We start from the raw sequence: 21,610 nt of genomic DNA on the forward strand, positions 1-21,610 counted from the left end.
TCCCGTACTGCGTGGTGTGGCGGGACTAGCCCGCGGCGGCGATCCTCGGTGATCGCTGGAGTTCCGCGTCGCGGCGGCGGCGACGGGCCAGTACGACCCTGCGCTCCGCGGCGGTCAGACCGCCCCACACCCCATAGGGTTCCGGCTGTAGCAACGCGTGCTCCCGGCATTCCAGCATGACCGGGCAGCGTGCGCAGACCCGCTTCGCGGCTTCCTCACGGGACAGCCGCGCCGCGGTCGGTTCCTTCGACGGCGCGAAGAACATGCCCGCCTCATCTCGGCGGCACGCCGCCTCGGCGTGCCATGGTCCTGCCAGATCCCGGGGGTGACGGTACGGGGACGTGACGGTGTCCTTAACGGGCTCGATCGGTTGCAGCACGGGGTACTCCTGACGACGGCTTCGGCGTTCTGTCACCCTTGCCCGTCGCTGCGTACGACTGTCCCTACCGCATAGCTCCCCGCCCAGCCGTACGAGTGACGATGCACCAACCCTTACCCGCTGTGCGCTGGTTCATGCGGAGCGTACCCACCGGGGCTCCGCCCCGGTGGGGGTGGTGGTGCGAACGGGGCACTGCGGGGCCGGGCCCGGCGCCCCCTGCCGTCTACGCCCATATACCCCGGGGCTGCGCCGCTCACCCCGCTCCGACCAACGGGAGCACGGCGCCGCTCGCGCGCCGTGAAGCTCCGGCCCGCGCCGGGTCTCAACTCCCCTGGTAACGCCGCCAGTTCGGCACCACCGGTGGGACCTACCCGCGAGGCGGCGGCAAGTTGGCGCCGCGCGGCGGCGTGCGGCCCCGGACGAGGTGACCGGCGGGAACGGGGCGCCGTGGGCCGAGGCTCGCCGAGCCGGCGCCGAGGCTCGCCGAGTCGGCGCCGTGGCGCACCCCGGTAGGGCTCAGCCCTCCAGGCTGCCGCGCCCCCAGGCCTTCAGGCGCTTGCCGCGCCTCGGCTTGGCCTCGACGCCGCCGAAGAGGGCCAGGCCCGTGATGATCACTACGGGGGCGTCGGGGTCGGGGGCCTCGTGGGTCTTGACGTCGAAGCCGCCGAAGACGCCCGCGCCGTTGCCGCGCAGCGTCACGTTCTCCGGGACCTTGATCTCGACGCCGCCGAAGATCGCCACCGCGTTGATGGTGATCTCCCGCTGCTCGAACACCGCCTCCGTGAGGTCGATCTCCACCCCGCCGAAGCAGGCGAACGCGTTCGTCCGCCCACCCACCCGCCAGCGGCCCTTGCGGGTGGAGCCGCCGAAGACGGCGATCAGGTTCTCGGATGCGGTGGACGGCGGCTCCTCCACCGGCGCGGGCCGCGGCGCTGCCGTGGCCCCCCGTACCGGAAGGTCCCGTACGAGCGGCTCCAACTCGCCGATCGTCTTGGCCGCGTACGCGGCGTCGATGCGTTCGGAGTGCTCCTCGTGCGTCAGGCGCCCCTCGGCGAGCGCATCGCGCAGGATCTCGGCGATGCGGTCCCGGTCCACGTCCGACGCGCGCATCTCCGGCTCCGCGTACGGCTTCTGCTCTCGCTTCTGGAGCGACGACTCGTCCACGGCATCCACGATAGCCAAACGCGATAGATCGTGACTACTGGGCTTCGCCTCACGATGTCGCTCCAGCCGGGGCACCGGGGCCAGCCGCCCCGGGGAGCACACGGCCGAACGCGGACCCGGACCGGTGAGCCTTACCTCACAGACCGCGGCGCCCGGCCACGTCTTACGCTTGTTCCGCTTCGTCGATGTCGCCGAGTGAGGACCCCAGATGCCTGCCGCCTCCCGCCCGTCCAACCCCGAGTTCGCCTATACGGACCTCCTCCCGCTCGGCGAGGACACCACGCCGTACCGCCTGGTGACCTCGGAGGGCGTGAGCACCTTCGAGGCCGACGGCCGGACCTTCCTCAAGGTGGAGCCGGAGGCCCTGCGGCGGCTGGCCGCCGAGGCGATGCACGACATCTCGCACTACCTGCGCCCGGCCCACCTCGCCCAGCTGCGACGCATCCTGGACGACCCCGAGGCGAGCCCCAACGACCGCTTCGTCGCGCTCGACCTGCTGAAGAACGCCAACATCGCCGCCGCGGGCGTGCTGCCGATGTGCCAGGACACCGGCACCGCGATCGTCATGGGCAAGCGCGGCCAGAACGTGCTCACCGAGGGCGGTGACGAGGAGGCCCTCTCCCGCGGTGTGTACGACGCGTACACCAAGCTGAACCTGCGCTACTCGCAGATGGCGCCGCTGACCATGTGGGAGGAGAAGAACACCGGCTCCAACCTTCCCGCCCAGATCGAGCTGTACGCCACCGACGGCGGCGCGTACAAGTTCCTCTTCATGGCGAAGGGCGGCGGCTCGGCCAACAAGTCGTTCCTCTACCAGGAGACGAAGGCCGTCCTCAACGAGGCCAGCATGATGAAGTTCCTTGAGGAGAAGATCCGTTCGCTGGGCACGGCGGCCTGCCCGCCGTACCACCTGGCGATCGTGGTCGGCGGTACGTCGGCCGAGTACGCGCTGAAGACCGCCAAGTACGCCTCCGCGCACTACCTGGACGAGCTGCCCGCCGAGGGCTCCCCCACCGGACACGGCTTCCGGGACAAGGAGTTGGAGCAGAAGGTCTTCGAACTCACCCAGAAGATCGGCATCGGTGCCCAGTTCGGCGGCAAGTACTTCTGCCACGACGTACGCGTCGTACGCCTCCCCCGGCACGGCGCCTCCTGCCCGGTGGCGATCGCCGTGTCCTGCTCCGCCGACCGCCAGGCGCTGGCGAAGATCACCGCGGAGGGCGTCTTCCTGGAGCAGTTGGAGACCGACCCGGCGCGGTTCCTGCCGGAGACCACCGACGAGCACCTGGACACCGCGTCCAACAGCGGCTCCGCCGCGGGCGCGGTGCGGATCGACCTCAACCGTCCGATGGACGAGATCCGCGCCGAGCTCACCAAGCATCCGGTGAAGACCCGGCTTTCGCTCTCCGGCCCGCTGGTCGTCGCCCGTGACATCGCGCACGCGAAGATCAAGGAGCGGCTGGACGCGGGCGAGGAGATGCCGCAGTACCTGCGCGACCACGCGGTGTACTACGCCGGTCCCGCCAAGACCCCGGAGGGCTACGCCTCCGGCTCCTTCGGTCCGACGACGGCCGGGCGGATGGACGCCTACGTCGAGCAGTTCCAGGCCGCGGGCGGCTCCTTCGTGATGCTGGCCAAGGGCAACCGCTCCAAGCAGGTCACCGACGCCTGCGCCGCGCACGGCGGCTTCTACCTGGGCTCGATCGGCGGCCCCGCGGCCCGGCTCGCGCAGGACTGCATCAAGAAGGTGGAGGTCCTGGAGTACGAGGAGCTGGGCATGGAGGCCGTCTGGAAGATCGAGGTCGAGGACTTCCCGGCGTTCATCGTGGTGGACGACAAGGGCAACGACTTCTTCCAGGACCCGGCTCCCTCCCCGACCTTCACCAGCATTCCGGTCCGTTCCTCCTGATGGGCTGACCGGAAAATCCTGACGGATGACCGAAAAGGCAGTGCCCGGGAACAGATCACCGTTCCCGGGCACTGTCATGGGTATGAGCGACAAGTACCGGATCGAGCACGACTCGATGGGTGAGGTAAAGGTTCCGGCCGAAGCCAAGTGGCGTGCGCAGACCCAGCGCGCGGTGGAGAACTTCCCGGTGAGCGGTCAGCGGCTGGAGCGCGCCCACATCGCGGCGCTGGCCAGGATCAAGGCGGCGGCGGCGCGGGTCAACGCCGAGCTGGGGGTGGTCGACAAGGACGTGGCCGAGGCGATCGCCGAGGCGGCGCGGGAGATCGCGGACGGCCGCTGGGACGAGCACTTCCCGATCGACGTGTTCCAGACCGGTTCCGGCACCTCGTCCAACATGAACACCAACGAGGTCATCGCCACCCTCGCCAGCGAGCGCCTGGGCCGCCCGGTGCACCCGAACGACGAGGTCAACGCGAGTCAGTCGTCCAACGACGTCTTCCCGTCCTCCCTCCACATCGCCGCCACCTCGGCGGTGGTGAACGACCTGCTGCCGGCGCTGGACCACTTGGCCGCCGCGCTGGAGTGCAAGGCGGACGAGTTCGCGCGGGTCGTCAAGTCGGGCCGGACGCATCTGATGGACGCCACTCCGGTGACCCTCGGTCAGGAGTTCGGCGGTTACGCGGCGCAGGTGCGGTACGGCATCGAGCGGCTCAACGCCTCGCGGCCGCGGCTGGCCGAACTGCCGCTCGGCGGAACGGCGGTGGGCACCGGCATCAACACCCCGCCCGGCTTCGCGGCGGCGGTCATCGCCGAGGTGGCGCGGGAGACCGGGCTGCCACTGACCGAGGCCCGCAACCACTTCGAGGCGCAGGGCGCGCGGGACGCGGTGGTGGAGACCTCGGGGCAGCTGCGCACCATCGCCGTCGGGCTGACGAAGATCGCCAACGATCTGCGCTGGATGAGTTCCGGCCCGCGGGCCGGGCTGGCCGAGATCGCGCTGCCCGATCTGCAGCCGGGCTCCTCGATCATGCCGGGGAAGGTCAATCCGGTGATTCCGGAGGCGGTGGCGATGGTCGCCGCGCAGGTGGTCGGCAACGACGCCACCATCGGCTGGGCGGGCGCGTCCGGCAACTTCGAGCTGAACGTGATGCTGCCGGTGATCGCGGCGAACGTCCTGTCCTCGATCCGGCTGCTGGCGAACGTCTCCCGACTGCTGGCGGACCGCACGGTCGACGGCATCACCGCCAACGTGGAGCGCTGCCGGGAGTACGCCGAGTCGTCCCCGTCGGTGGTCACCCCGCTCAACCGCTACATCGGCTACGAGGAGGCCGCGAAGGTCGCCAAGCGGGCGCTGGCGGAGCGCAAGCGGATCAGGGACGTGGTACTGGAGATGGGCTATGTGGACCGCGGGCTGCTCACCGAGCAGCAGTTGGACGAGGCGCTGGACGTGCTGCGGATGACACGCCCGTAACCCGTACGCAAGGCGCCGGTCCGTAGGATCCGTGCATGACAGCCGACTCGACCGCCCTCAACGGAGGCCCTCCGGGCCGCGGGCATGATGACGCGACCGGTGCCGGGCGCTGGGCGCCTGGCACACAGGTGCTCTGGCGCTACCGGGGCAACGGCGCGCGTTACCGCGCGCAGGTACACATCGCGCGCCCGGTGACCGTGGTGCGCGATGACGCCGAGGTGCTGGCGGTGTGGATGGCGCCGGGCACACCGTGTGTGAGGCCGGTGCTGGCCGACGGCACGTCGGTGCACCGCGAGCCGCTTTCCACCCGTTATCTCAAACCGCGCGCCACCCGGGTGGAGAGCTGGCACGGCACCGGGGTGCTGAAGCTGGCCCGCCCGGGCGAGCCGTGGTCGGTGTGGCTGTTCTGGGAGCCGGGCTGGCGGTTCAAGAACTGGTACGTCAACCTGGAGGAGCCGCGGCGCCGTTGGTCGCACGGAGTGGACTCCGAGGACCACTTCCTGGACATCTCGGTCGGTCCGGACCGCGGTTGGAGCTGGCGCGACGAGGACGAGTTCGCACAGGCGCAGGTCGACGGGCTGGTCGACGCCGAACTCGCCGCCCGGGTGCGGGACGCGGGGGCACGGGCGGTCCGGGTGATCGAGGAGTGGGGCTCGCCGTTCCGCGACGGCTGGGAGCAGTGGCGGCCGGATCCGGCCTGGCCGGTACCGCCGCTTCCGGACGACTGGGACCGTCCCGTGGGCTGAGACCCTCGTCTCAGTGGTGCCCGGCAACCCCTGTGGGCACAACGCGGAAATCCCCGTTGCTCCGCCGTGGAAATCCGAAAGACTCTTGATGCCCCCCTCCCCACCAACCGTAGGATCGTCCTCCGCAACATCGCGAAAAAAAGCAAGCGCACACCAATGCTTGACGCTGAGTCAGGGGAGTCCGTGGGAACCGGCGGATACGAGGGCATGGGCATCTCCCATGCCGTGAGCCAGGGGCGGGACCGCACCGGGCAGGCCGAGGCGTTCGACGCCATCGGCGACCGGTACGACGAGGCATTCCCGCACAAGGATGGGCAGTTGCGGTCCGGCGCCTGGCTCGCCGCGGAACTGCCCCCCGGTTCACGGGTGCTGGACATCGGATGCGGTACCGGACTGCCCACCGCGCGGCAACTCGCCGACGCGGGGCATGACGTGGTCGGCATCGACCTGTCGGGCGTGATGATCGAGCTGGCCCGCAAGCACGTACCGGAGGCGGATTTCCACCAGTTGGACATATCCGAGCTGCGGCCCGGCGGCTCCGGCGCGCGGACCGTGGGCGTCCCGGGGCACTACGAGGGCGTCGCGGCGTTCTTCTCGCTGCTGATGCTGCCGCGCGCGGAGATCCCGTTCACGCTCCGGCTGATCCGTGAACTGCTGGTGCCCGGCGGGTTGCTGGCACTGTCCATGGTGGAAGCGGATGTGGATGATTTCGCTATTCCGTTCCTTGGAAACACGATCCGGGTATCCGGATACCTGCGGGACGAATTGCGACGCGTCGTACGGGAAGCGGGCTTCGAGATCACCGAGGAGTCCTCGTACTCGTACGCACCGGCGAGCACCGATGTGCCCCCGGAGGAGCAGGTCTTCCTGCACTGCCGCCGACTGGCCTGACCGCCTGACGGCGGCGCACGGACGGATACGGATGGAACCCCTAGCGTGACCGAGCACCGCGCCGCCTGGCGGGCGGCCGAGGAGACGAACGCGCCGAGCGGCGCTGCCGCGCGCCCGCACGAGCCGGGCACGCCGGGAGCCGGGCAGCCGGTACCCGCGACGGCCGCGGCCGGGCCCGGCGAACACCCCGAACACGTACGGCACGGTCCCCACCGTGAGCACGAAACGAGAGGCCAGGCCACGGAAACTCCCGGCGCACTACCGCTCAACAGCCCGCGCGGCGAAAGCCGTCCGCGCGGCGGTGACGGCGGGCGCGGCGACGTCCCGCCACCCATGGGCGACGCCCCCGGCGGGCGTCCCCGCCCCCTTCCGGGCACCCCGGCGGACAGCCCGGGCGCGCCCGGTGCCACCGTGCCCGGCATCCCGAGTGCCCGCCCGGCGGCCGACACCCCGGTACCGCGTCCGTCGGAGCCCGCGGCCCGACCCCGGCCGGACGGCGGAACCCGGCCGGAGAGCGAGTCGGCGGAGAGCCTGCGGCTGCGCTACGTCGGGGCGGCGACCCGGCGGATCGCACGCGGCATCGACCTGGACGAGATCGTGCTGGGTCTGTGCCGGTCGGTGGTGCCGACGTTCACCGACGCCATCCTGGTCTATCTGCGCGATCCGCTGCCGGTCGGCGACGAGCGGCCGGTGGAGCCGCTGGTGCTGCGGCTGCGCCGGACCGACCGCATCCCGGAGGAGCCCACCGAGACCCCGATCCCCGAGATGCCGGGGGCGGGCGCCCGGCTGCCGCTGGTTCCGGCGCCCGAGGTGAGCGGTGCGGCGGAGACCACCCGGGTGCGGATGGACGGGCCGCTGGCCGAGGTGCTGCGCGGGGTGCGGCCGCTGTTCGCCGAGTCCCCGCAGGCCGCGGCGGCGCTGGCGGAACTGGTCAACACCGACGTGCCGAGCGGGCGGCGGGCGATCCTGGCCCCGCTGCGCGGTCGGCGCCGGGTGATCGGCGCCGCGGTGCTGCTGCGCCGCCCTGACCGGCCGCCGTTCGAGAGCGACGACCTGCTGGTGGCCGCCCAACTGGCCACCCACACCGCGCTCGGTGTCGACAAGGCGGCGCTGTACGGGCGGGAGGCGGACATCGCCGACCAGTTGCAGCGCGCGATGCTGCCCGACTCACTCCCCCAGCCCACCGGCGTCCAGCTCTCCAGCCGCTACCTGCCGGCCGCCGAGACCGCGCGGGTGGGCGGCGACTGGTACGACGCGCTGCCGCTGCCGGGCAGCCGAGTGGCGCTGATCGTCGGTGACGTGATGGGTCACTCGATGCAGTCGGCCGCGATCATGGGCCAGCTGCGCACCACCGTACAGACCCTGGCGGGGCTGGACCTGCCGCCGCAGGAGGTGCTGTACCACCTGGACGAGCAGGCCCAGCGGCTCGGCCACGACCGCATGGCCACCTGCGTGTACGCGGTGTACGACCCGATAGCGCACCGGCTGGTGGTGGCGAACGCCGGGCATCCGCCGCCGGTGATGCTGCACGGTGACGGCCGCACCGAGGTGCTGCGGGTGCCGGAGGGCGCGCCGATCGGGGTGGGCGGGGTGCCGTTCGAGGCGGTGGAACTGCCCGCACCGGCTGGTGCCACGCTGCTGCTGTACACCGACGGACTGGTGGAGTCGCGTACCCGCGACGTGTGGTCCGGGATCGAGCGGCTGCGGGAGCGGCTGGCCGCGGTGGGCTCGATCGTCTGCCCGCCACCGCTTGAGCCGCTGTGCGACGAGGTGCTGGACATCCTCGGCCCCGGCGACCGGGACGACGACATCGCGCTGCTGGCCGCGCGGTTCGACGGGATCGCGCCGAGCGACGTCGCGTACTGGTTCCTGGAGCCGCACCCGCAGACCGCCCGCCGGGCGCGGCGGCTGGTGCGTCGGGCACTCCAGCGCTGGGGGCTGGAGGAGTTGGCCGACGCGGTGGAGCTGCTGGTCAGCGAGGTGGTCACCAACGCGGTGCGGTACGCGGGACGGCCCATCACGCTACGGCTGCTGCGCACCGACGTACTGCGCTGCGAGGTGGGCGACGACGCGCCGCAACTGCCCCGGATGCGGCACGCGGCGCCGCAGGAGGAGACCGGGCGCGGACTGTTCCTGGTGCACCGGATGACCCAGCGGTGGGGGGCGACCCGGCTGAGCGCGGGGAAGGTGGTCTGGTTCGAGCTGCCGTTGCCGCCGTCGTCACCGCATCCGTTACCCATCGGTCCCTGACTCTGGCTCCGCGTGGCAGCAGACGCCGAGAAATGGTGGACAGAACACCCATAAGACCCATATCAGGTTTAGGCTTGGACCGAGTCCAAGCTGTTGCCGATATGTCGTCGCGGCGGTTGACTGCTGGGGTGGACATAGCGGCCTGAACCCCATCGTTGGGAGGACGCCCGATGAGCACCCCCTACACCACCAACAACGCGGGCATCGCGGTGGAGAGCGACGAGCATTCGCTCACCGTGAGCCCGGACGGGCCGATCCTGCTCCAGGACCACTACCTCATCGAGAAGATGGCCCAGTTCAACCGGGAGCGCGTCCCGGAGCGTGTCGTACACGCCAAGGGGGCGGGCGCGTACGGGGTCTTCGAAGTCACCAATGACGTCAGCCAGTTCACCAAGGCCAGCCTGTTCCAGCCCGGCATGCGCACCGAGATGCTGGCCCGCTTCTCCACCGTCGCGGGCGAGCAGGGCAGCCCGGACACCTGGCGTGACCCGCGCGGCTTCGCCCTGAAGTTCTACACGGACGTGGGCAACTACGACCTGGTCGGCAACAACACGCCGATCTTCTTCGTGCGGGACACCATCAAGTTCCAGGACTTCATCCGCTCCCAGAAGCGCCGCCCGGACAACGGTCTGCGCGACAACGACATGCAGTGGGACTTCTGGACCCTCTCCCCCGAGTCCGCCCACATGGTCACCTGGCTGATGGGCGACCGCGGCGTCCCCAAGACGTACCGCCACATGAACGGGTACGGCTCGCACACGTACATGTGGATCAACGGCGCCGGGACCAGGCACTGGGTCAAGTACCACTTCAAGACCGACCAGGGCATCGACTTCCTCACCCAGGCGGAGGCCGACGAGCTGGCGGGCTGCGACCCCGATGTGCACCGCCGCGACCTGTGGCAGGCCATCGACTCCGGCAACGCGCCGTCGTGGACGCTGTATGTGCAGGTCATGCCGTTCGAGGACGCGGCCGACTACCGCTTCAACCCGTTCGACCTGACCAAGGTGTGGCCGCACGGCGACTACCCGCTGATCGAGGTCGGCCGGATGACGCTCAACCGGAACCCCGAGGACTACTTCATCCACATCGAGCAGGCGGCGTTCGAACCGGCCAACATGGTCCCGGGCGTCGGACCCTCTCCCGACAAGATGCTGCTGGGCCGGCTGTTCTCGTACCCCGACACCCACCGCTACCGGATCGGCCCCAACTACGCGCAGCTGCCGCCGAACCGGCCGCACGTCCCGGTCAACTCGTACGCCAAGGACGGCCCGATGCGGTACGAGCCGAGCAACACGGCCCGCCCCTACGCGCCCAACTCCTACGGCGGCCCCGCCGCCTCGCCCGAGGCGCACCAGGACATCGCGGGCTGGCGGACGGCGGGCGAGATGGTGCGCGAGGCGTACACGCTGCACCGCGAGGACGACGACTTCGGCCAGCCGGGCACCATGGTCCGCCAGGTGCTGGACGACGACGCCCGCACCCGTTTGGTCTCCAACGTCTCCGGCCACCTGAAGCAGGGGGTCACCAAGCCGGTCCTGGACCGCGCGCTGCAGTACTGGCGCAACATCGACAAGAAGCTGGGCGACCGCATCGCGGCGGAGGTCAACGGCCTCTGACCCCAAAAGACCGCAGCCCCGCGCACGTGACTGCCCTCCGTGCCCGGGGCTGCATGTCGTCCTCCGGCGGATTTCGCCGATCAGGTTCGCACCGCCGGGCTCCGCCGCTGTGGTTGCCCACCGTCGCGGCGGATCCCGGCGGTGCCGGGTCCGGCTTGGCCGGACCTAACCGCCCTGCGGCAAACGCCCTGGCGCGTCAAGGTTGTTGGGCCCGCCACCCTGCGTCGAGCCGTCGGCGCTGTCCGGCGGAGAGGACGTGCCGCCACCGGTCACCGGCGGCGACGGGATGTGCGACCGGCTCGGGCCCGGGTTCACCGGCGGCACGCTGTGCGACGGCGAGGTCGACGGCGATGTGGACGGCGAGGTCGACGGCTTGGTGGACGGCGGGGCCGACGGCGGGGCCGAGGCGGACGGCGCCGTCGACGGAGCGTCCGACTGCACCGCCGCCCCCTGGTCCGTCTGCAGGTCGAACTGCTGCGGCGACTCGTTGCTGAGCGCGGCCCGGGTGTACGAACCCCAGATCTGCGCCGGGAAGCCACCACCGTTGACCCGATCGACGCCACCCACGCCGTACAGCGGCACCTGGCTGTGGTTCTTCGCGTCCTCGCCGAACAGCCCGACCGAGGTCACCAGGTCCGGGGTGTACCCGGTGAACCAGGCCGACCTGTTGCTGTCGGAGGTACCGGTCTTGCCCGCCACCTGGCTGTCCTGCTGCGCGGCCGAACCGGTACCGGAGTTGACCACACCGGTCAGCACGGAGGTCACCGCGTCGGCCGTGGAGCGGCTGATCACCTGCCCGCCGATCGGGTTCTTCAGATCGGGCTTCTGGCCGCCGCGCTCCACCGACTTCACGATGGTCGGGGTGACCAGCTTCCCGTGGTTGTCCAGCGTCGCGTAGATCCCGGCCATCTCCAGCGGGCTGCCGCCCATCGTGCCGAGCGCGATCGCCGGTCCGTCGTGCAGGCCCGCGGTCTTCGCGGGCATGCCCAGCTTGACCGCGGTGTCGGCCACCTTGTCCAGGCCCACGTCCACCGCCATCTGCGCGAAGACCGAGTTGACGGAGTCGTCCATGGCCTTCTGCACGGTGATGTCGCCGTAGTTGACGTGGTCCTCGTTGGACGGGCCGAACGGCTGGGCGGAGCCCTGCACCACCCGGCCACTGGTGCCGTCGTAGAGCGTGTTGGCGGTGATCTGCCGCCCGTCCTGGGTCTGGGCGTTGTTCTCCAGCGCCGAGGCGAACTCGATCGGCTTGAAGGTGGAGGCGACCTGGTAGTCCTGGCGGGTCGCGTTGTCCAGGAAGTGCTTCGGCGGCCCGTCGCCGCCGTAGAGCGCCACGACGTAACCGGTCTTGGGGTCGACCGAGGCGGCGCCCGCCTGGACGTTGGCGTCGACCTTGCGTGCGTTGGGGTCGAGCTGGCTGGTCAGCTGCGTCTTGACCGCGTTCTGCAGAGCCCGCTGCTTGGTGGGGTCGATGGAGAGCGTGATGGTCCAGCCGCCGGCCGCCAGGTCCTGGTCGGAGATGATGTTGTTGCTGGTCAGCTCGTGGTTGGCCTCGTCGATGAAGTAGGCCGTCTGACCGCTCTGACCGGGGGTGCCCTTGGGCTGGATCGGCTGCGGGAACTTCGCCTGGGCGCGGGTGCCCGCGTCCAGCCAGTGCATGCCCACCATGTTGTTGAGGACGTAGTTCCACCGGCCGAGGGCCAGTTGCTTGCCCTCGGGGGTGGCGGTCGCCACGTCGTACTGGCTGGGCGCCTGGACCAGGGCGGCGAGGTAGGCGCCCTGCGGCACGGTGAGCTTGCTGACGTCGACGCCGTAGTACGCCTGGGCGGCGGCCTGGATGCCGTAGGCACCGCGGCCGAAGTAGACGGTGTTGAGGTAGCCCTCGAGGATCTTGTCCTTGCTCATCTCCTGGTCGACCTTCAGGGAGATGAACAGCTCCTTGAACTTCCGGCTGATCGTCTGCTGCCGGGTGAGGTAGTAGTTCTTGACGTACTGCTGGGTGATGGTCGAGCCGCCCTGGGTGCCCTTGCCGGCCACGGTGTTGTAGATGCCTCGGGCCATGCCCTGTACGTCCACGCCGCTGTCGGAGTAGAACGTCTTGTTCTCGGCCGCGACGAACGCGTGCTGGACGCCGACGGGTATCTGGCTGATGTCGACGTTCTCCCGGTTGACCGTGCCGGACCGGGCTATGACCTTGCCGTCGGCGGTCTTGTAGACGTTCGCCTGGAGGGTGGCCGAGGCGTTGGCGGCTGGCAGCTGGACCGTCTCGTACAGGTAGACGAAGGCCGCCATGCCGAGCAGCAGCACGCCGAGGGTGCTGCCGAGCACCCACCGCAGCCAGCGGCGACGTGGCTTGCCGTTGGCCTTGACTCTGCCCTTGGCCGGCTTGGCCTTGCTTCTACTGCCCACGTTCCGGTCTCCTCACCCCGCCCAGTGGTCACTGCGCGCACTGGCGACTCCCCAGTACATGCGCGCGACCGACGAAGCTAGCACCGGTAGCTGTCCTTATTTGGCCAAAGTCGCACAATTTCGGTACGTGAGAAGGCACACGCTGGTAGCCGGGAACCAAATCGGCAAGTTTCAACAACCCCGTAATGTGATATCACTTTGCTAGGCGCGTGACAGCGCGCCACAGCCCGGCCACCCACCGCGCGGCGAGGGGCCGACCACCGAAACGGGGGAGCCATGACCCAAGTACAGGACCCGCACCAGGCCGCCGAGGCCGACATTCCCGAGATGCCCCGACCGCGGATCACCGAGCGGCGCGCGGTCGGCATGCCGGGCCTGCCCTTCCTGGTGGTGGCGCTGGTGGCACTGGGCATCGGCATCCGCCTGATGGTGATGGGCGGCGACATGGCCGGCGGCGGCCACAAGGGCACCGCCTCCACCGCGCTGATCGCGGGCGGGGCGGTGCTGATCGCCGCCGTGCTGCTGACGCTGCGCGGCCTGACCCAGGTCGCCCCCGGCGAAGCGCGGGTCTGCCAACTGTTCGGCCGGTACCAGGGCACGATCCGGCAGGACGGACTGCGCTGGGTGAACCCCTTCACCTCGCGCCGCACGATCTCCACCCGGCTGCGCAACAACGAGACCGAGGTGCTGAAGGTCAACGACGCCTACGGCAACCCGATCGAGATCGCGTGCGTGGTGGTCTGGCAGGTCGAGGACACCGCCCAGGCGGTCTTCGAGGTGGACAACTTCGTCGACTTCGTCTCCATCCAGACCGACACCGCGGTCCGCCACATCGCCACCAAGTACCCGTACGACGCCCACGGCGACGGCGAGTTGAGCCTGCGGGAGAACGCCGAGACGATCACCGAGCAGCTCTCCGCCGAGATCTCGGCCCGGGTGGACTCCGCGGGTGTCAAGATCGTCGAGTCCCGGGTCACCCACCTCGCGTACGCGCCCGAGATCGCCTCCGCGATGCTCCAGCGCCAGCAGGCCGGCGCCATCGTCGCCGCCCGGCAGAAGATCGTGGAAGGCGCGGTGGGCATGGTCGAGTCCGCGCTGACCCGGATCGCCGAGCAGGACCTGGTGGATCTGGACGAGGAGCGCAAGGCCGCGATGGTGAGCAATCTGCTGGTGGTGCTGTGCGGTGACCGCGCGGCCCAGCCGGTACTGAACACGGGCACCCTCTACCAGTGACGGAGCTCGCCGAGGGCGCGGACGAGCCGCGACGGCCGAACGGACGCGCCGAGCGCAAGAAGGTGCTGCTACGGCTCGACCCCGCCGTCCATGACGCGATCGCCCGCTGGGCGGCGGACGACCTGCGCAGCGCCAACGCCCAGATCGAGTACCTGCTGCGCAGGGCGTTGTCAGAGGCCGGCCGGCTGCCGGGCGCGGCGAAGCCGATTCCACGCCGCGGCAGACCACCGAGGTCACAGGACTGATTCGCGAAGCGGGCCTGGGGATGGACCCCAGGCCCGCTATACGGTCCACGTATACACACGGTGTATACGCATGAGGTAGAGTCCTCGGCATGTCAATCGGCCACACCTTTCTGGGGCTCCTGGAGTCCGGCCCCCGGCACGGCTACGACCTCAAGCGGACCTTCGACGAACGGTTCGGACACGACCGCCCCCTGGCGTACGGGCAGGTGTACTCCACGCTGGCCCGGCTGCTGAAGAACGGGCTGGTGGAGGTGAACGGCATAGAGCCGGGCGGCGGCCCCGAGCGCAAGCGGTACGCGATCACGGCGGCCGGGATCACCGATGTCGAACAGTGGCTCGCCCACCCGGAGAAGCCCGAGCCGTACCTGCAGAGCACCCTCTACAACAAGGTGGTGCTCGCCCTGCTCACCGGCCGCAGCGCCGCCGATCTGCTGGACACCCAGCGCTCCGAGCACCTGCGGCTGATGCGCGAGCTGACCCGCCGCAAGAGCGGCGGCGACCTCGCCGACCAACTCGTGTGCGACCACGCGCTGTTCCATCTCGAAGCGGACCTGCGGTGGCTGGAACTGACCGCCGCCCGACTGGACCAGCTGGCCAAGGAGGTCAGGAAATGACCGAACTGCTGCTTGTGGCCACGGGCCTGCGCAAGTCGTACGGCCAGACCGCCGCGCTGGAGAACGCCGACTTCTCCATACGCCCCGGCGAGGTGGTCGCCGTGATGGGCCCCTCGGGCTCCGGCAAGTCCACGCTGCTGCACTGCCTGGCCGGAATCGTGCGCCCCGACGGCGGCCAGGTGCGGTACCGGCACCGGGAGTTGTCAGAGATGTCGGACGCCGAGCGCAGCGCACTGCGCCGGGACGAGTTCGGCTTCGTCTTCCAGTTCGGCCAACTGGTACCGGAGTTGACCTGTGTGGAGAACGTGGCACTGCCGCTGCGGCTCAACGGCGTCAAGCGCAGGGAGGCGGAGCGCCGGGCCACCGAGTGGCTGGACCGTCTTGAGGTCACCGATGTCTCCGCCAAGCGCCCCGGCGAGGTCTCCGGCGGCCAGGGCCAGCGGGTCGCGGTCGCCCGCGCCCTGGTCACCGGCCCCCGGGTGGTGTTCGCCGACGAGCCGACCGGCGCCCTGGACTCGCTCAACGGCGAACGTGTGATGGAACTGCTGACGGCGGCCGCCCGCGACACCAGAGCCGCCGTCGTCCTGGTGACCCATGAGGCACGGGTCGCCGCGTACTCCGACCGCGAGGTCGTGGTGCGCGACGGCAGGGCCCGCGACCTGGAGCACGCCGCGTGACCGCCGCCCCCCACACCTCCCGCACCTCCCGTACGTCCCTGCGCACCTGGGCGCGCGATCTGGCGCTCGGCGCCCGGTTCGCCGCGGGGAGCGGCACCGAGGGCTGGACCCGCACCCTGCTCACCGCGGTCGGGGTGGCGCTCGGCGTCATGCTGCTGCTGGTCGCCGCCGCGGTACCGGCGATGCTCAACAACCGCACCGACCGCTCCTACGCCAAGGAGGCCGCGTACCCCGCCGGTGGGACCAGGCCGGCCGCCAACACGCTGCTGGTCAAGGACGCCAACACCACGTTCCGCCAGGACCGGATCAGCGGCAGCCTGCTCCAGCCGGAGGGCCCGAACGCCCCCGTCCCGCCCGGCGTGCCCAGGCTGCCCGGCCCGAACGAGATGGTGGTCTCCCCCGGGCTCGCCAAGCTGCTGAACGCCCCGGACAACGATCTGCTCCGGCAGCGACTGCCCTACCGGGTCGTCGGCACCATCGGCTACCAGGGCCTGACCGGTCCCGATGACCTCTCGTACTACGCGGGCACCAGGTCGCTGTCCGGCGACACGGACGGCAGCTTCCGGATCGACCACTTCGGGCTGAAGCGCGAGTCCAGCCCGCTCAACCCGATCCTGCTGCTGCTGGTCGTCATGATCTTCGTGGTGCTGCTGATGCCGGTGATGGTGTTCATCGGCACCGCCGTACGCTTCGGCGGCGAGCGACGGGACCGCAGGCTGGCCGCGTTGCGCCTGGTGGGCGCGGACGTGCCGATGGCCCGGCGGATCGCGGCCGGGGAGGCGCTGTTCGGTTCGCTGATCGGGCTGGTCGCGGGCGGCGGACTGTTCCTCGTGGTACGGCAGTTCGTCGGCTCGTTCAGCATGATGGGCGTCGGCGTCTTCCCCTCGGACGTGACGCCGAGCGCCGCGCTCGTGGCGCTGATCGCCCTGGCGGTGCCCGCGGCGGCGGTCGCCGTGACGCTGTTCGCGCTGCGCGGGGTGACCATCGAGCCGCTGGGCGTGGTGCGCGCCGCGACGCCGCGTGCGCGGCGGCTGTGGTGGCGGCTGGTGCTGCCGGTGCTGGGCCTCGCCCTGCTGTTCCCGCTGATCGGCAGGGTCGGCATGCGCGGCTCGGTCAACCAGTACCAGATCGCCGCGGGTACGGTGCTGCTGCTGGTGGGTCTGGCGTCGACGCTGCCGTGGCTGGTGGAGGCAGTGGTGCGGCGCTTCCAGGGCGGCCCGCTGCCCTGGCAACTGGCCACCCGCAGGCTTCAGTTGAGCAGCGGCACGGCCGCCCGGATGGTCAGCGGGATCACCGTCGCGGTGGCCGGGGCGATCGCGCTGCAGACGCTGTTCGCCGGGGCCGAGCACTACTTCACCTCCAGCACCGGCCAGGACCCGGACCGGGCGCAGATCATCGCCAGGGTGCACGTGCGCGACGGTACGCGGGCCCAGCGGGTCATCACGGCGTTCCGTACCACGCAGGGGGTGCGCTCGGCGCTCGGCACCACGGAGGCGATGGCCGCGGGCGACAGTTCCAACGACCGCAGGGTCCCGGTCACGGTCGCCGACTGCACCACGCTGCGGGAGATCGCCCAGGTCGGCGACTGCGCGCCGGACAGCGTGTTCGTCGTCAAGGAGCCGGACAGTGACCCGTCCGCCCAGTACGCCATGCCCGGCAAGCGGCTTGACCTCAACGTCCCCGACATCGGCGCGCCTCGCCCCGGCGGGCCACGACCGTGGACCATTCCGGCCGACGCCCGGATCGTGCAGCCGCGCCAGGACGCCGCGGGCATGCAGCACTACGGCGTACTGGCCACCCCTGGCGCCCTGAGCGTCAGCGAACTGGCCTCCCCGCTGGCCAGCGTCGCCATGACGCTGGACCCGAACGATCCGGAGGCGGCGGACCGGGTGCGGAACACCGGCACCCGCCTGGATCCCTCGGATCCGACGATGATGCTGACCTCCACCTCGCAGGACCGGACCTTCTCCAGCATCCGGCGCGGCCTGCTGGCCGGGGCCACCGCGACACTCCTGGTGATCGGGGCGAGCATGCTGGTGTCCACGCTGGAGCAACTGCGCGAGCGCAAGCGGCTGTTGGCGGTGCTGGTGGCGTTCGGCACCCGGCGCGGCACACTGGCCCTGTCGGTGCTGTGGCAGGCCGCGGTGCCGGTGGTCATCGGCCTGGGGCTCGCCCTGGTGGGCGGGCTGGGGCTGGGCACGGTGCTGCTGAAGATGGTGAAGGCACCGGTGCGCTTCGACTGGGCGGGCGTCGCCGGCATGACCGGCGCGGGCGCGGCGGTCGTCCTGCTGGTGACGGTGCTGAGCCTGCCCCCGCTGTGGCGCATGATGCGCCCGGAGGGGCTGCGCACGGAGTGACGTTACGGCTGGGCCTCCCCGGCGATCCGCACCGGGAGGCCACGCAGGGCGCCGCGCAGCGCCGAGGCGAACTCCTCGAACTCCTCGGCACGCGCGGCGCCACCGCGCATGACGAGCGCGATGCGCCGCGAGGGCGCGGGCTCCTGGAAGTACCCGGTGGCGAGGTGCCCGCTGCGCCCGGTCTCCACCCGTACCGCGGTGCGCGGCAGCAGCGTCAGGCCCAGCCCGCCCGCCACCAGCTGCACCAGGGTGGACAGGCCGGCCGCGCTGGTGGTCATCGGGGCGCCCTCCGACCGCCCGGCCTCACGGCAGATGTCCAGCGCCTGGTCCCGTAGGCAGTGCCCCTCCTCCAGCAGCAGCAGGTCGAGGTCGCGCAGCACCTCACGGGGGATTTCACCGCGCCCGGCGAGCCGGTGCCCCTCCGGCATGACCAGTACGAAGTCCTCGTCGAACAGCGGCAGTTCGGTGAGTGACGGCACGCCGAGCGGCACCGCGAGCAGCAGCAGGTCGAGCCGCCCCGCGGTCAGCCCCTCGACCAGCGAGGCGGTCTGCTCCTCATGGACCTGGAGGTCCAGGTCCGGATAGCGGTCATGCACCAGCCGCAGCACCGTCGGCAGCAGATACGGCGCCACGGTCGGGATCACGCCGAGTCGCAGCGCCCCGGTGAACGGCGCCCGGACCGCCTCGGCCTCCTCCATCAGTGAGCCCACCGCGTCCAGCACCGCGTGCGCCCGCACCGCCAGCCGCTCCCCGGCCGCAGTGAGCAGCACCCTTCGGGTGGTACGTTCCACCAGCTGCACACCGAGCACTTCCTCCAGCGCGGCGACCGCCCCGGACAGCGCGGGCTGGCTGGTCCCGATGGCGGCGGCGGCATCACGGAAGTGCAGATGGTCGGCGACGGCGGCGAACGCCCGTAGCTGGGCGAGGGTCGGCTGGCGCTGGCTATTGATAAGTATCTCCGATCAAGATCACGACTCGCGGCTATTTCACTGATCAATGCACTCTATGGCACTGTGGATCACGTCCAACCCTCCGGAAGTCCCCTATAGCACCTGTAAGGGATTTTCCAGCCCCTCGAAGGAGAGCGCGTGCTCACTGTCGGTGAAAAGTTCCCCGAGTACGACCTGACCGCCTGCGTCGACCTGGACGCTGACAAGGCGTTCGCCCAGATCAACCACAAGAGCTACGAGGGCAAGTGGCGTGTGGTCTTCTTCTGGCCCAAGGACTTCACCTTCGTGTGCCCGACCGAGATTGCCGCGTTCGGCAAGCTGAACGACGAGTTCGCGGACCGTGACGCGCAGATCCTCGGTGTCTCCGGTGACTCCGAGTTCGTCCACCACGCCTGGCGCAAGGACCACAAGGACCTGCGCGACCTGCCGTTCCCGATGCTGGCCGACTCCAAGCACGAGCTGATGCAGGCGTGCGGCGTCGAGGGCGAGGACGGCTTCGCGCAGCGTGCGGTCTTCATCGTCGACCCGAACAACGAGATCCAGTTCACCATGGTGACCGCCGGTTCCGTCGGCCGTAACCCCAAGGAGGTCCTGCGGGTCCTCGACGCGCTGCAGACCGACGAGCTGTGCCCGTGCAACTGGAGCAAGGGCGACGAGACCCTGGACCCGGTCAAGCTGCTGGCTGGTGAGTGACCATGGCGCTCGATGAGCTGAAGTCCCAGCTCCCGGAGTACGCCAAGGACCTGAAGCTGAACCTCGGTTCGGTGATCGGCAACAACGACGCGCTGACCCAGCAGCAGCTGTGGGGCACCGTGCTCGCCTGCGCGATCGCCTCGCGCAGCCCGATCGTGCTGCGTGAGCTGGAGCCGGAGGCCAAGGCCAACCTCAGCCCCGAGGCGTACACCGCGGCCAAGGCCGCGGCGGCCATCATGGCGATGAACAACGTCTACTACCGGACCCGGCACCTGCTGTCGGACCCGGAGTACGGCAACCTGCGCGCGGGCCTGCGGATGAACGTCATCGGCAACCCGGGCGTGGAGAAGGTCGACTTCGAGCTGTGGTCGCTCGCGGTCTCCGCGATCAACGGCTGCGGCATGTGCCTCGACTCGCACGAGCAGGTGCTGCGCAAGGCGGACGTCTCACGCGAGACGATCCAGGAGGCGTTCAAGATCGCGGCGGTCCTCCAGGCCGTCGGTGCGACGCTTGACGCCGAGGCGGCGCTCGCCTGATTCGGCCATGAAGGCGCCCTGGGACCTTTCGGTCCCAGGGCGCCTTCGTGCATATCGGTTCGCTTCCGGGGGACTTCGCCCCCGGACCCGTCAGGTGGCCTCGTCTCCCGAAGCCCCCGGCTGGACCGGCGCCACCTCCACGGCGGTGGCCCCGTGCGGCCCGGGAGCCGCCCGCAGGGCCGCCTCCTGGGCGTGGACGCGCAGGTAGCCGACCACCGTGTTGGTCACCGCGACCAGCGGGACCGCCACCACCGCGCCGCCGATGCCCGCGATGAGCGAACCCGCGGCCACCGACAGGACAACGCCCAGCGGATGGACCCGTACCGCGCGGCCGAGGATGAACGGCTGGAGGACGTGGCCCTCGATCTGCTGCACGGCGAGCACCACCACCAGCACCATCAGCATGGTGAACGGCCCCTGGGTCACCAGCGCCACGATCATCGCCAGCGCGCCCGAGGCCACCGCGCCGACCAGCGGGATGAACGCCCCCAGGAAGATCACCACGGCGAGCGGCACCGCCATCGGCACTCCGAGGAAGTAGATGCCGACACCGATGCAGACGGCGTCGATGAAGGCCACTATCACCGTGCCGCGCACATACAGCGTCAGCGTCCGCCAGGCACGCGGACCGGCGCCCACCAGCCCCTCCCGGGCGTCCCGGGGAAAGAGCTTGAGCACCCACTGCCACACGTTCCGGCCGTCGTAGAGGAGGAACAGGGTGGAGAACATCGCCAGGAAGATCCCGGTGAACACCTCGATCACCACGGTGACCCCCTGCAGGCCCGCCGAGGTGATCTGTTCGGCGTTGGTGCCGATGGCGTGCTGGAGGTTCTTGGCGATCTGGTTGATCTGCGTCTCGGTCACATGGAACGGGGAGTTGAGCAGGCCCTTCTTCAACTGCCCGATGCCGTCCTGGAGTTGCTGGGACAGCATGTCGGTGTTCTCCATGACCTGCCAGGCCACGAACCAGCCCACCAGTCCCATGATCACGAAGCCGCCGATGAAGGTGACCGCGGTGGCCAGGCCGCGCGGCAGTCCGGCGCGCTTGAGCATGGCGACGGTCGGCTGGAGCAGCGCGGTGGTCAGCAGCGAGCCGACGAAGGCGAGCACCACCAGCTCCACCGCGCTGATGACCCGCATCAGGACGTAGAGCGCGCCCGCCAGGATCAGGAAGCGCCAGCCGACCTCGGCGGCCACCCGCACGCCCCACGGCACGGCGTGCACCGGGTCGCGCGGCGCGGAGACCGCGGGGGCGTAGGACGGGGGCGGGGGTACGTAGTCGGTCTGCGGCTCCCGCTCCGCCGCGGCGACCCGCTCGCCCTCCTCGCCGGGGAGGCCCTCCTCACGCTCCACGGCCGCGCGGCGCTCTTGGAGGCGGCCGGCGAAACTCGCCAGATTCGCGGCGAAGCCCGCTCCCCATCGGCGCATCTGCGACATTGCCTTCCCCATCCCCAGTACCGAACCTGT

General features: G+C 70.5%; 18 protein-coding genes. 13 read left to right on the plus strand and 5 right to left on the minus strand.

Going from position 1 to position 21,610, the window contains the following annotated elements; genetic code table 11:
• Positions 1-25: 25 nt before the first annotated feature.
• Positions 26-379, minus strand: a complete 354-nt coding sequence (locus P3G67_RS23085) for a WhiB family transcriptional regulator (RefSeq protein WP_391858322.1) — start codon at positions 377-379, stop codon at positions 26-28.
• A gap of 516 nt (positions 380-895) precedes the next feature.
• Positions 896-1,543 (minus strand): DUF1707 SHOCT-like domain-containing protein, encoded by a 648-nt coding sequence (locus P3G67_RS23090; protein WP_276095170.1) that lies wholly within the window; start codon positions 1,541-1,543, stop codon positions 896-898.
• A gap of 208 nt (positions 1,544-1,751) precedes the next feature.
• Here P3G67_RS23090 and P3G67_RS23095 point away from each other — a divergent pair, with 208 nt between their 5' ends.
• The 6 genes from P3G67_RS23095 to P3G67_RS23120 all read left to right on the plus strand — a co-directional run bounded on the left by P3G67_RS23095 (position 1,752) and on the right by P3G67_RS23120 (position 10,429).
• A complete protein-coding gene (locus tag P3G67_RS23095) occupies positions 1,752-3,452 on the plus strand; it encodes a fumarate hydratase (RefSeq protein ID WP_269853475.1) in 1,701 nt (566 codons plus the stop codon).
• A gap of 76 nt (positions 3,453-3,528) precedes the next feature.
• Positions 3,529-4,923: a class II fumarate hydratase gene (locus P3G67_RS23100; protein WP_276095229.1), complete on the plus strand. Its 1,395-nt coding sequence runs from the start codon at positions 3,529-3,531 to the stop codon at positions 4,921-4,923.
• Positions 4,924-4,958: 35 nt separating this feature from the next.
• A complete protein-coding gene (fomD, locus tag P3G67_RS23105; protein WP_276095171.1) occupies positions 4,959-5,669 on the plus strand; it encodes a cytidylyl-2-hydroxypropylphosphonate hydrolase in 711 nt (236 codons plus the stop codon).
• A gap of 207 nt (positions 5,670-5,876) precedes the next feature.
• Positions 5,877-6,560, plus strand: a complete 684-nt coding sequence (locus tag P3G67_RS23110) for a class I SAM-dependent DNA methyltransferase (protein ID WP_276095230.1) — start codon at positions 5,877-5,879, stop codon at positions 6,558-6,560.
• A 45-nt stretch (positions 6,561-6,605) separates the two neighbouring features.
• Positions 6,606-8,810 (plus strand): SpoIIE family protein phosphatase, encoded by a 2,205-nt coding sequence (locus P3G67_RS23115; RefSeq protein ID WP_276095172.1) that lies wholly within the window; start codon positions 6,606-6,608, stop codon positions 8,808-8,810.
• A 170-nt stretch (positions 8,811-8,980) separates the two neighbouring features.
• Positions 8,981-10,429: a catalase gene (locus tag P3G67_RS23120; protein WP_276095173.1), complete on the plus strand. Its 1,449-nt coding sequence runs from the start codon at positions 8,981-8,983 to the stop codon at positions 10,427-10,429.
• 165 nt (positions 10,430-10,594) lie between these two features.
• Here the strand turns inward: P3G67_RS23120 and P3G67_RS23125 are convergent, their stop codons facing one another.
• Complete coding sequence (locus P3G67_RS23125) at positions 10,595-12,838, minus strand: transglycosylase domain-containing protein (RefSeq protein WP_276095174.1); 2,244 nt, start codon at positions 12,836-12,838, stop codon at positions 10,595-10,597.
• A 276-nt stretch (positions 12,839-13,114) separates the two neighbouring features.
• On the opposite strand from P3G67_RS23125, the gene P3G67_RS23130 reads away from it, so the two are divergent.
• The 5 genes from P3G67_RS23130 to P3G67_RS23150 all read left to right on the plus strand — a co-directional run bounded on the left by P3G67_RS23130 (position 13,115) and on the right by P3G67_RS23150 (position 17,964).
• Positions 13,115-14,071, plus strand: coding sequence for an SPFH domain-containing protein (locus tag P3G67_RS23130; protein ID WP_276095175.1), 957 nt, complete (start codon positions 13,115-13,117; stop codon positions 14,069-14,071).
• Entirely contained in the window at positions 14,068-14,316 is a 249-nt protein-coding gene (locus tag P3G67_RS23135; protein ID WP_276095176.1) for a hypothetical protein, read from the plus strand. The genes P3G67_RS23130 and P3G67_RS23135 overlap by 4 nt, the downstream gene beginning before the upstream one ends.
• Positions 14,317-14,405: 89 nt before the next feature.
• Entirely contained in the window at positions 14,406-14,930 is a 525-nt protein-coding gene (locus tag P3G67_RS23140; RefSeq protein WP_269853481.1) for a PadR family transcriptional regulator, read from the plus strand.
• A complete protein-coding gene (locus P3G67_RS23145; RefSeq protein WP_276095177.1) occupies positions 14,927-15,607 on the plus strand; it encodes an ABC transporter ATP-binding protein in 681 nt (226 codons plus the stop codon). Before P3G67_RS23140 ends, P3G67_RS23145 begins: the two co-directional genes overlap by 4 nt.
• A complete protein-coding gene (locus P3G67_RS23150; RefSeq protein ID WP_276095178.1) occupies positions 15,604-17,964 on the plus strand; it encodes an FtsX-like permease family protein in 2,361 nt (786 codons plus the stop codon). Before P3G67_RS23145 ends, P3G67_RS23150 begins: the two co-directional genes overlap by 4 nt.
• Before the next feature lie 2 nt (positions 17,965-17,966).
• On the opposite strand, the gene P3G67_RS23155 is transcribed toward P3G67_RS23150, so the two are convergent.
• Complete coding sequence (locus P3G67_RS23155; protein ID WP_276095231.1) at positions 17,967-18,920, minus strand: hydrogen peroxide-inducible genes activator; 954 nt, start codon at positions 18,918-18,920, stop codon at positions 17,967-17,969.
• Between the two features lie 132 nt (positions 18,921-19,052).
• Here P3G67_RS23155 and P3G67_RS23160 point away from each other — a divergent pair, with 132 nt between their 5' ends.
• A complete protein-coding gene (locus tag P3G67_RS23160) occupies positions 19,053-19,607 on the plus strand; it encodes a peroxiredoxin (protein ID WP_276095179.1) in 555 nt (184 codons plus the stop codon).
• A 2-nt stretch (positions 19,608-19,609) separates the two neighbouring features.
• Positions 19,610-20,143 carry an alkyl hydroperoxide reductase gene (locus tag P3G67_RS23165; protein WP_269853502.1) on the plus strand — a complete coding sequence of 178 codons (534 nt, stop codon included), beginning with the start codon at positions 19,610-19,612 and terminating at the stop codon, positions 20,141-20,143.
• A 90-nt stretch (positions 20,144-20,233) separates the two neighbouring features.
• Here the strand turns inward: P3G67_RS23165 and P3G67_RS23170 are convergent, their stop codons facing one another.
• Positions 20,234-21,580: an AI-2E family transporter gene (locus P3G67_RS23170; protein WP_391858327.1), complete on the minus strand. Its 1,347-nt coding sequence runs from the start codon at positions 21,578-21,580 to the stop codon at positions 20,234-20,236.
• Positions 21,581-21,610: the final 30 nt, after the last annotated feature.

The organism is Streptomyces silvisoli, assembly GCF_029269905.1.
Classification (GTDB): domain Bacteria; phylum Actinomycetota; class Actinomycetes; order Streptomycetales; family Streptomycetaceae; genus Streptantibioticus_A; species Streptantibioticus_A silvisoli_A.

Bases quoted from the DNA above. Each gene is read 5' to 3' on its own strand.
- P3G67_RS23095 (WP_269853475.1), top strand. From the start codon at position 1,752: ATGCCTGCCGCCTCCCGCCCGTCCAACCCCGAGTTCGCCTATACGGAC.
- P3G67_RS23100 (WP_276095229.1), top strand. From the start codon at position 3,529: ATGGGTATGAGCGACAAGTACCGGATCGAGCACGACTCGATGGGTGAG.
- fomD (WP_276095171.1), top strand. From the start codon at position 4,959: ATGACAGCCGACTCGACCGCCCTCAACGGAGGCCCTCCGGGCCGCGGG.
- P3G67_RS23110 (WP_276095230.1), top strand. From the start codon at position 5,877: ATGGGCATCTCCCATGCCGTGAGCCAGGGGCGGGACCGCACCGGGCAG.
- P3G67_RS23120 (WP_276095173.1), top strand. From the start codon at position 8,981: ATGAGCACCCCCTACACCACCAACAACGCGGGCATCGCGGTGGAGAGC.
- P3G67_RS23130 (WP_276095175.1), top strand. From the start codon at position 13,115: ATGACCCAAGTACAGGACCCGCACCAGGCCGCCGAGGCCGACATTCCC.
- P3G67_RS23140 (WP_269853481.1), top strand. From the start codon at position 14,406: ATGTCAATCGGCCACACCTTTCTGGGGCTCCTGGAGTCCGGCCCCCGG.
- P3G67_RS23145 (WP_276095177.1), top strand. From the start codon at position 14,927: ATGACCGAACTGCTGCTTGTGGCCACGGGCCTGCGCAAGTCGTACGGC.
- P3G67_RS23165 (WP_269853502.1), top strand. From the start codon at position 19,610: ATGGCGCTCGATGAGCTGAAGTCCCAGCTCCCGGAGTACGCCAAGGAC.
- P3G67_RS23170 (WP_391858327.1), bottom strand. From the start codon at position 21,580: ATGTCGCAGATGCGCCGATGGGGAGCGGGCTTCGCCGCGAATCTGGCG.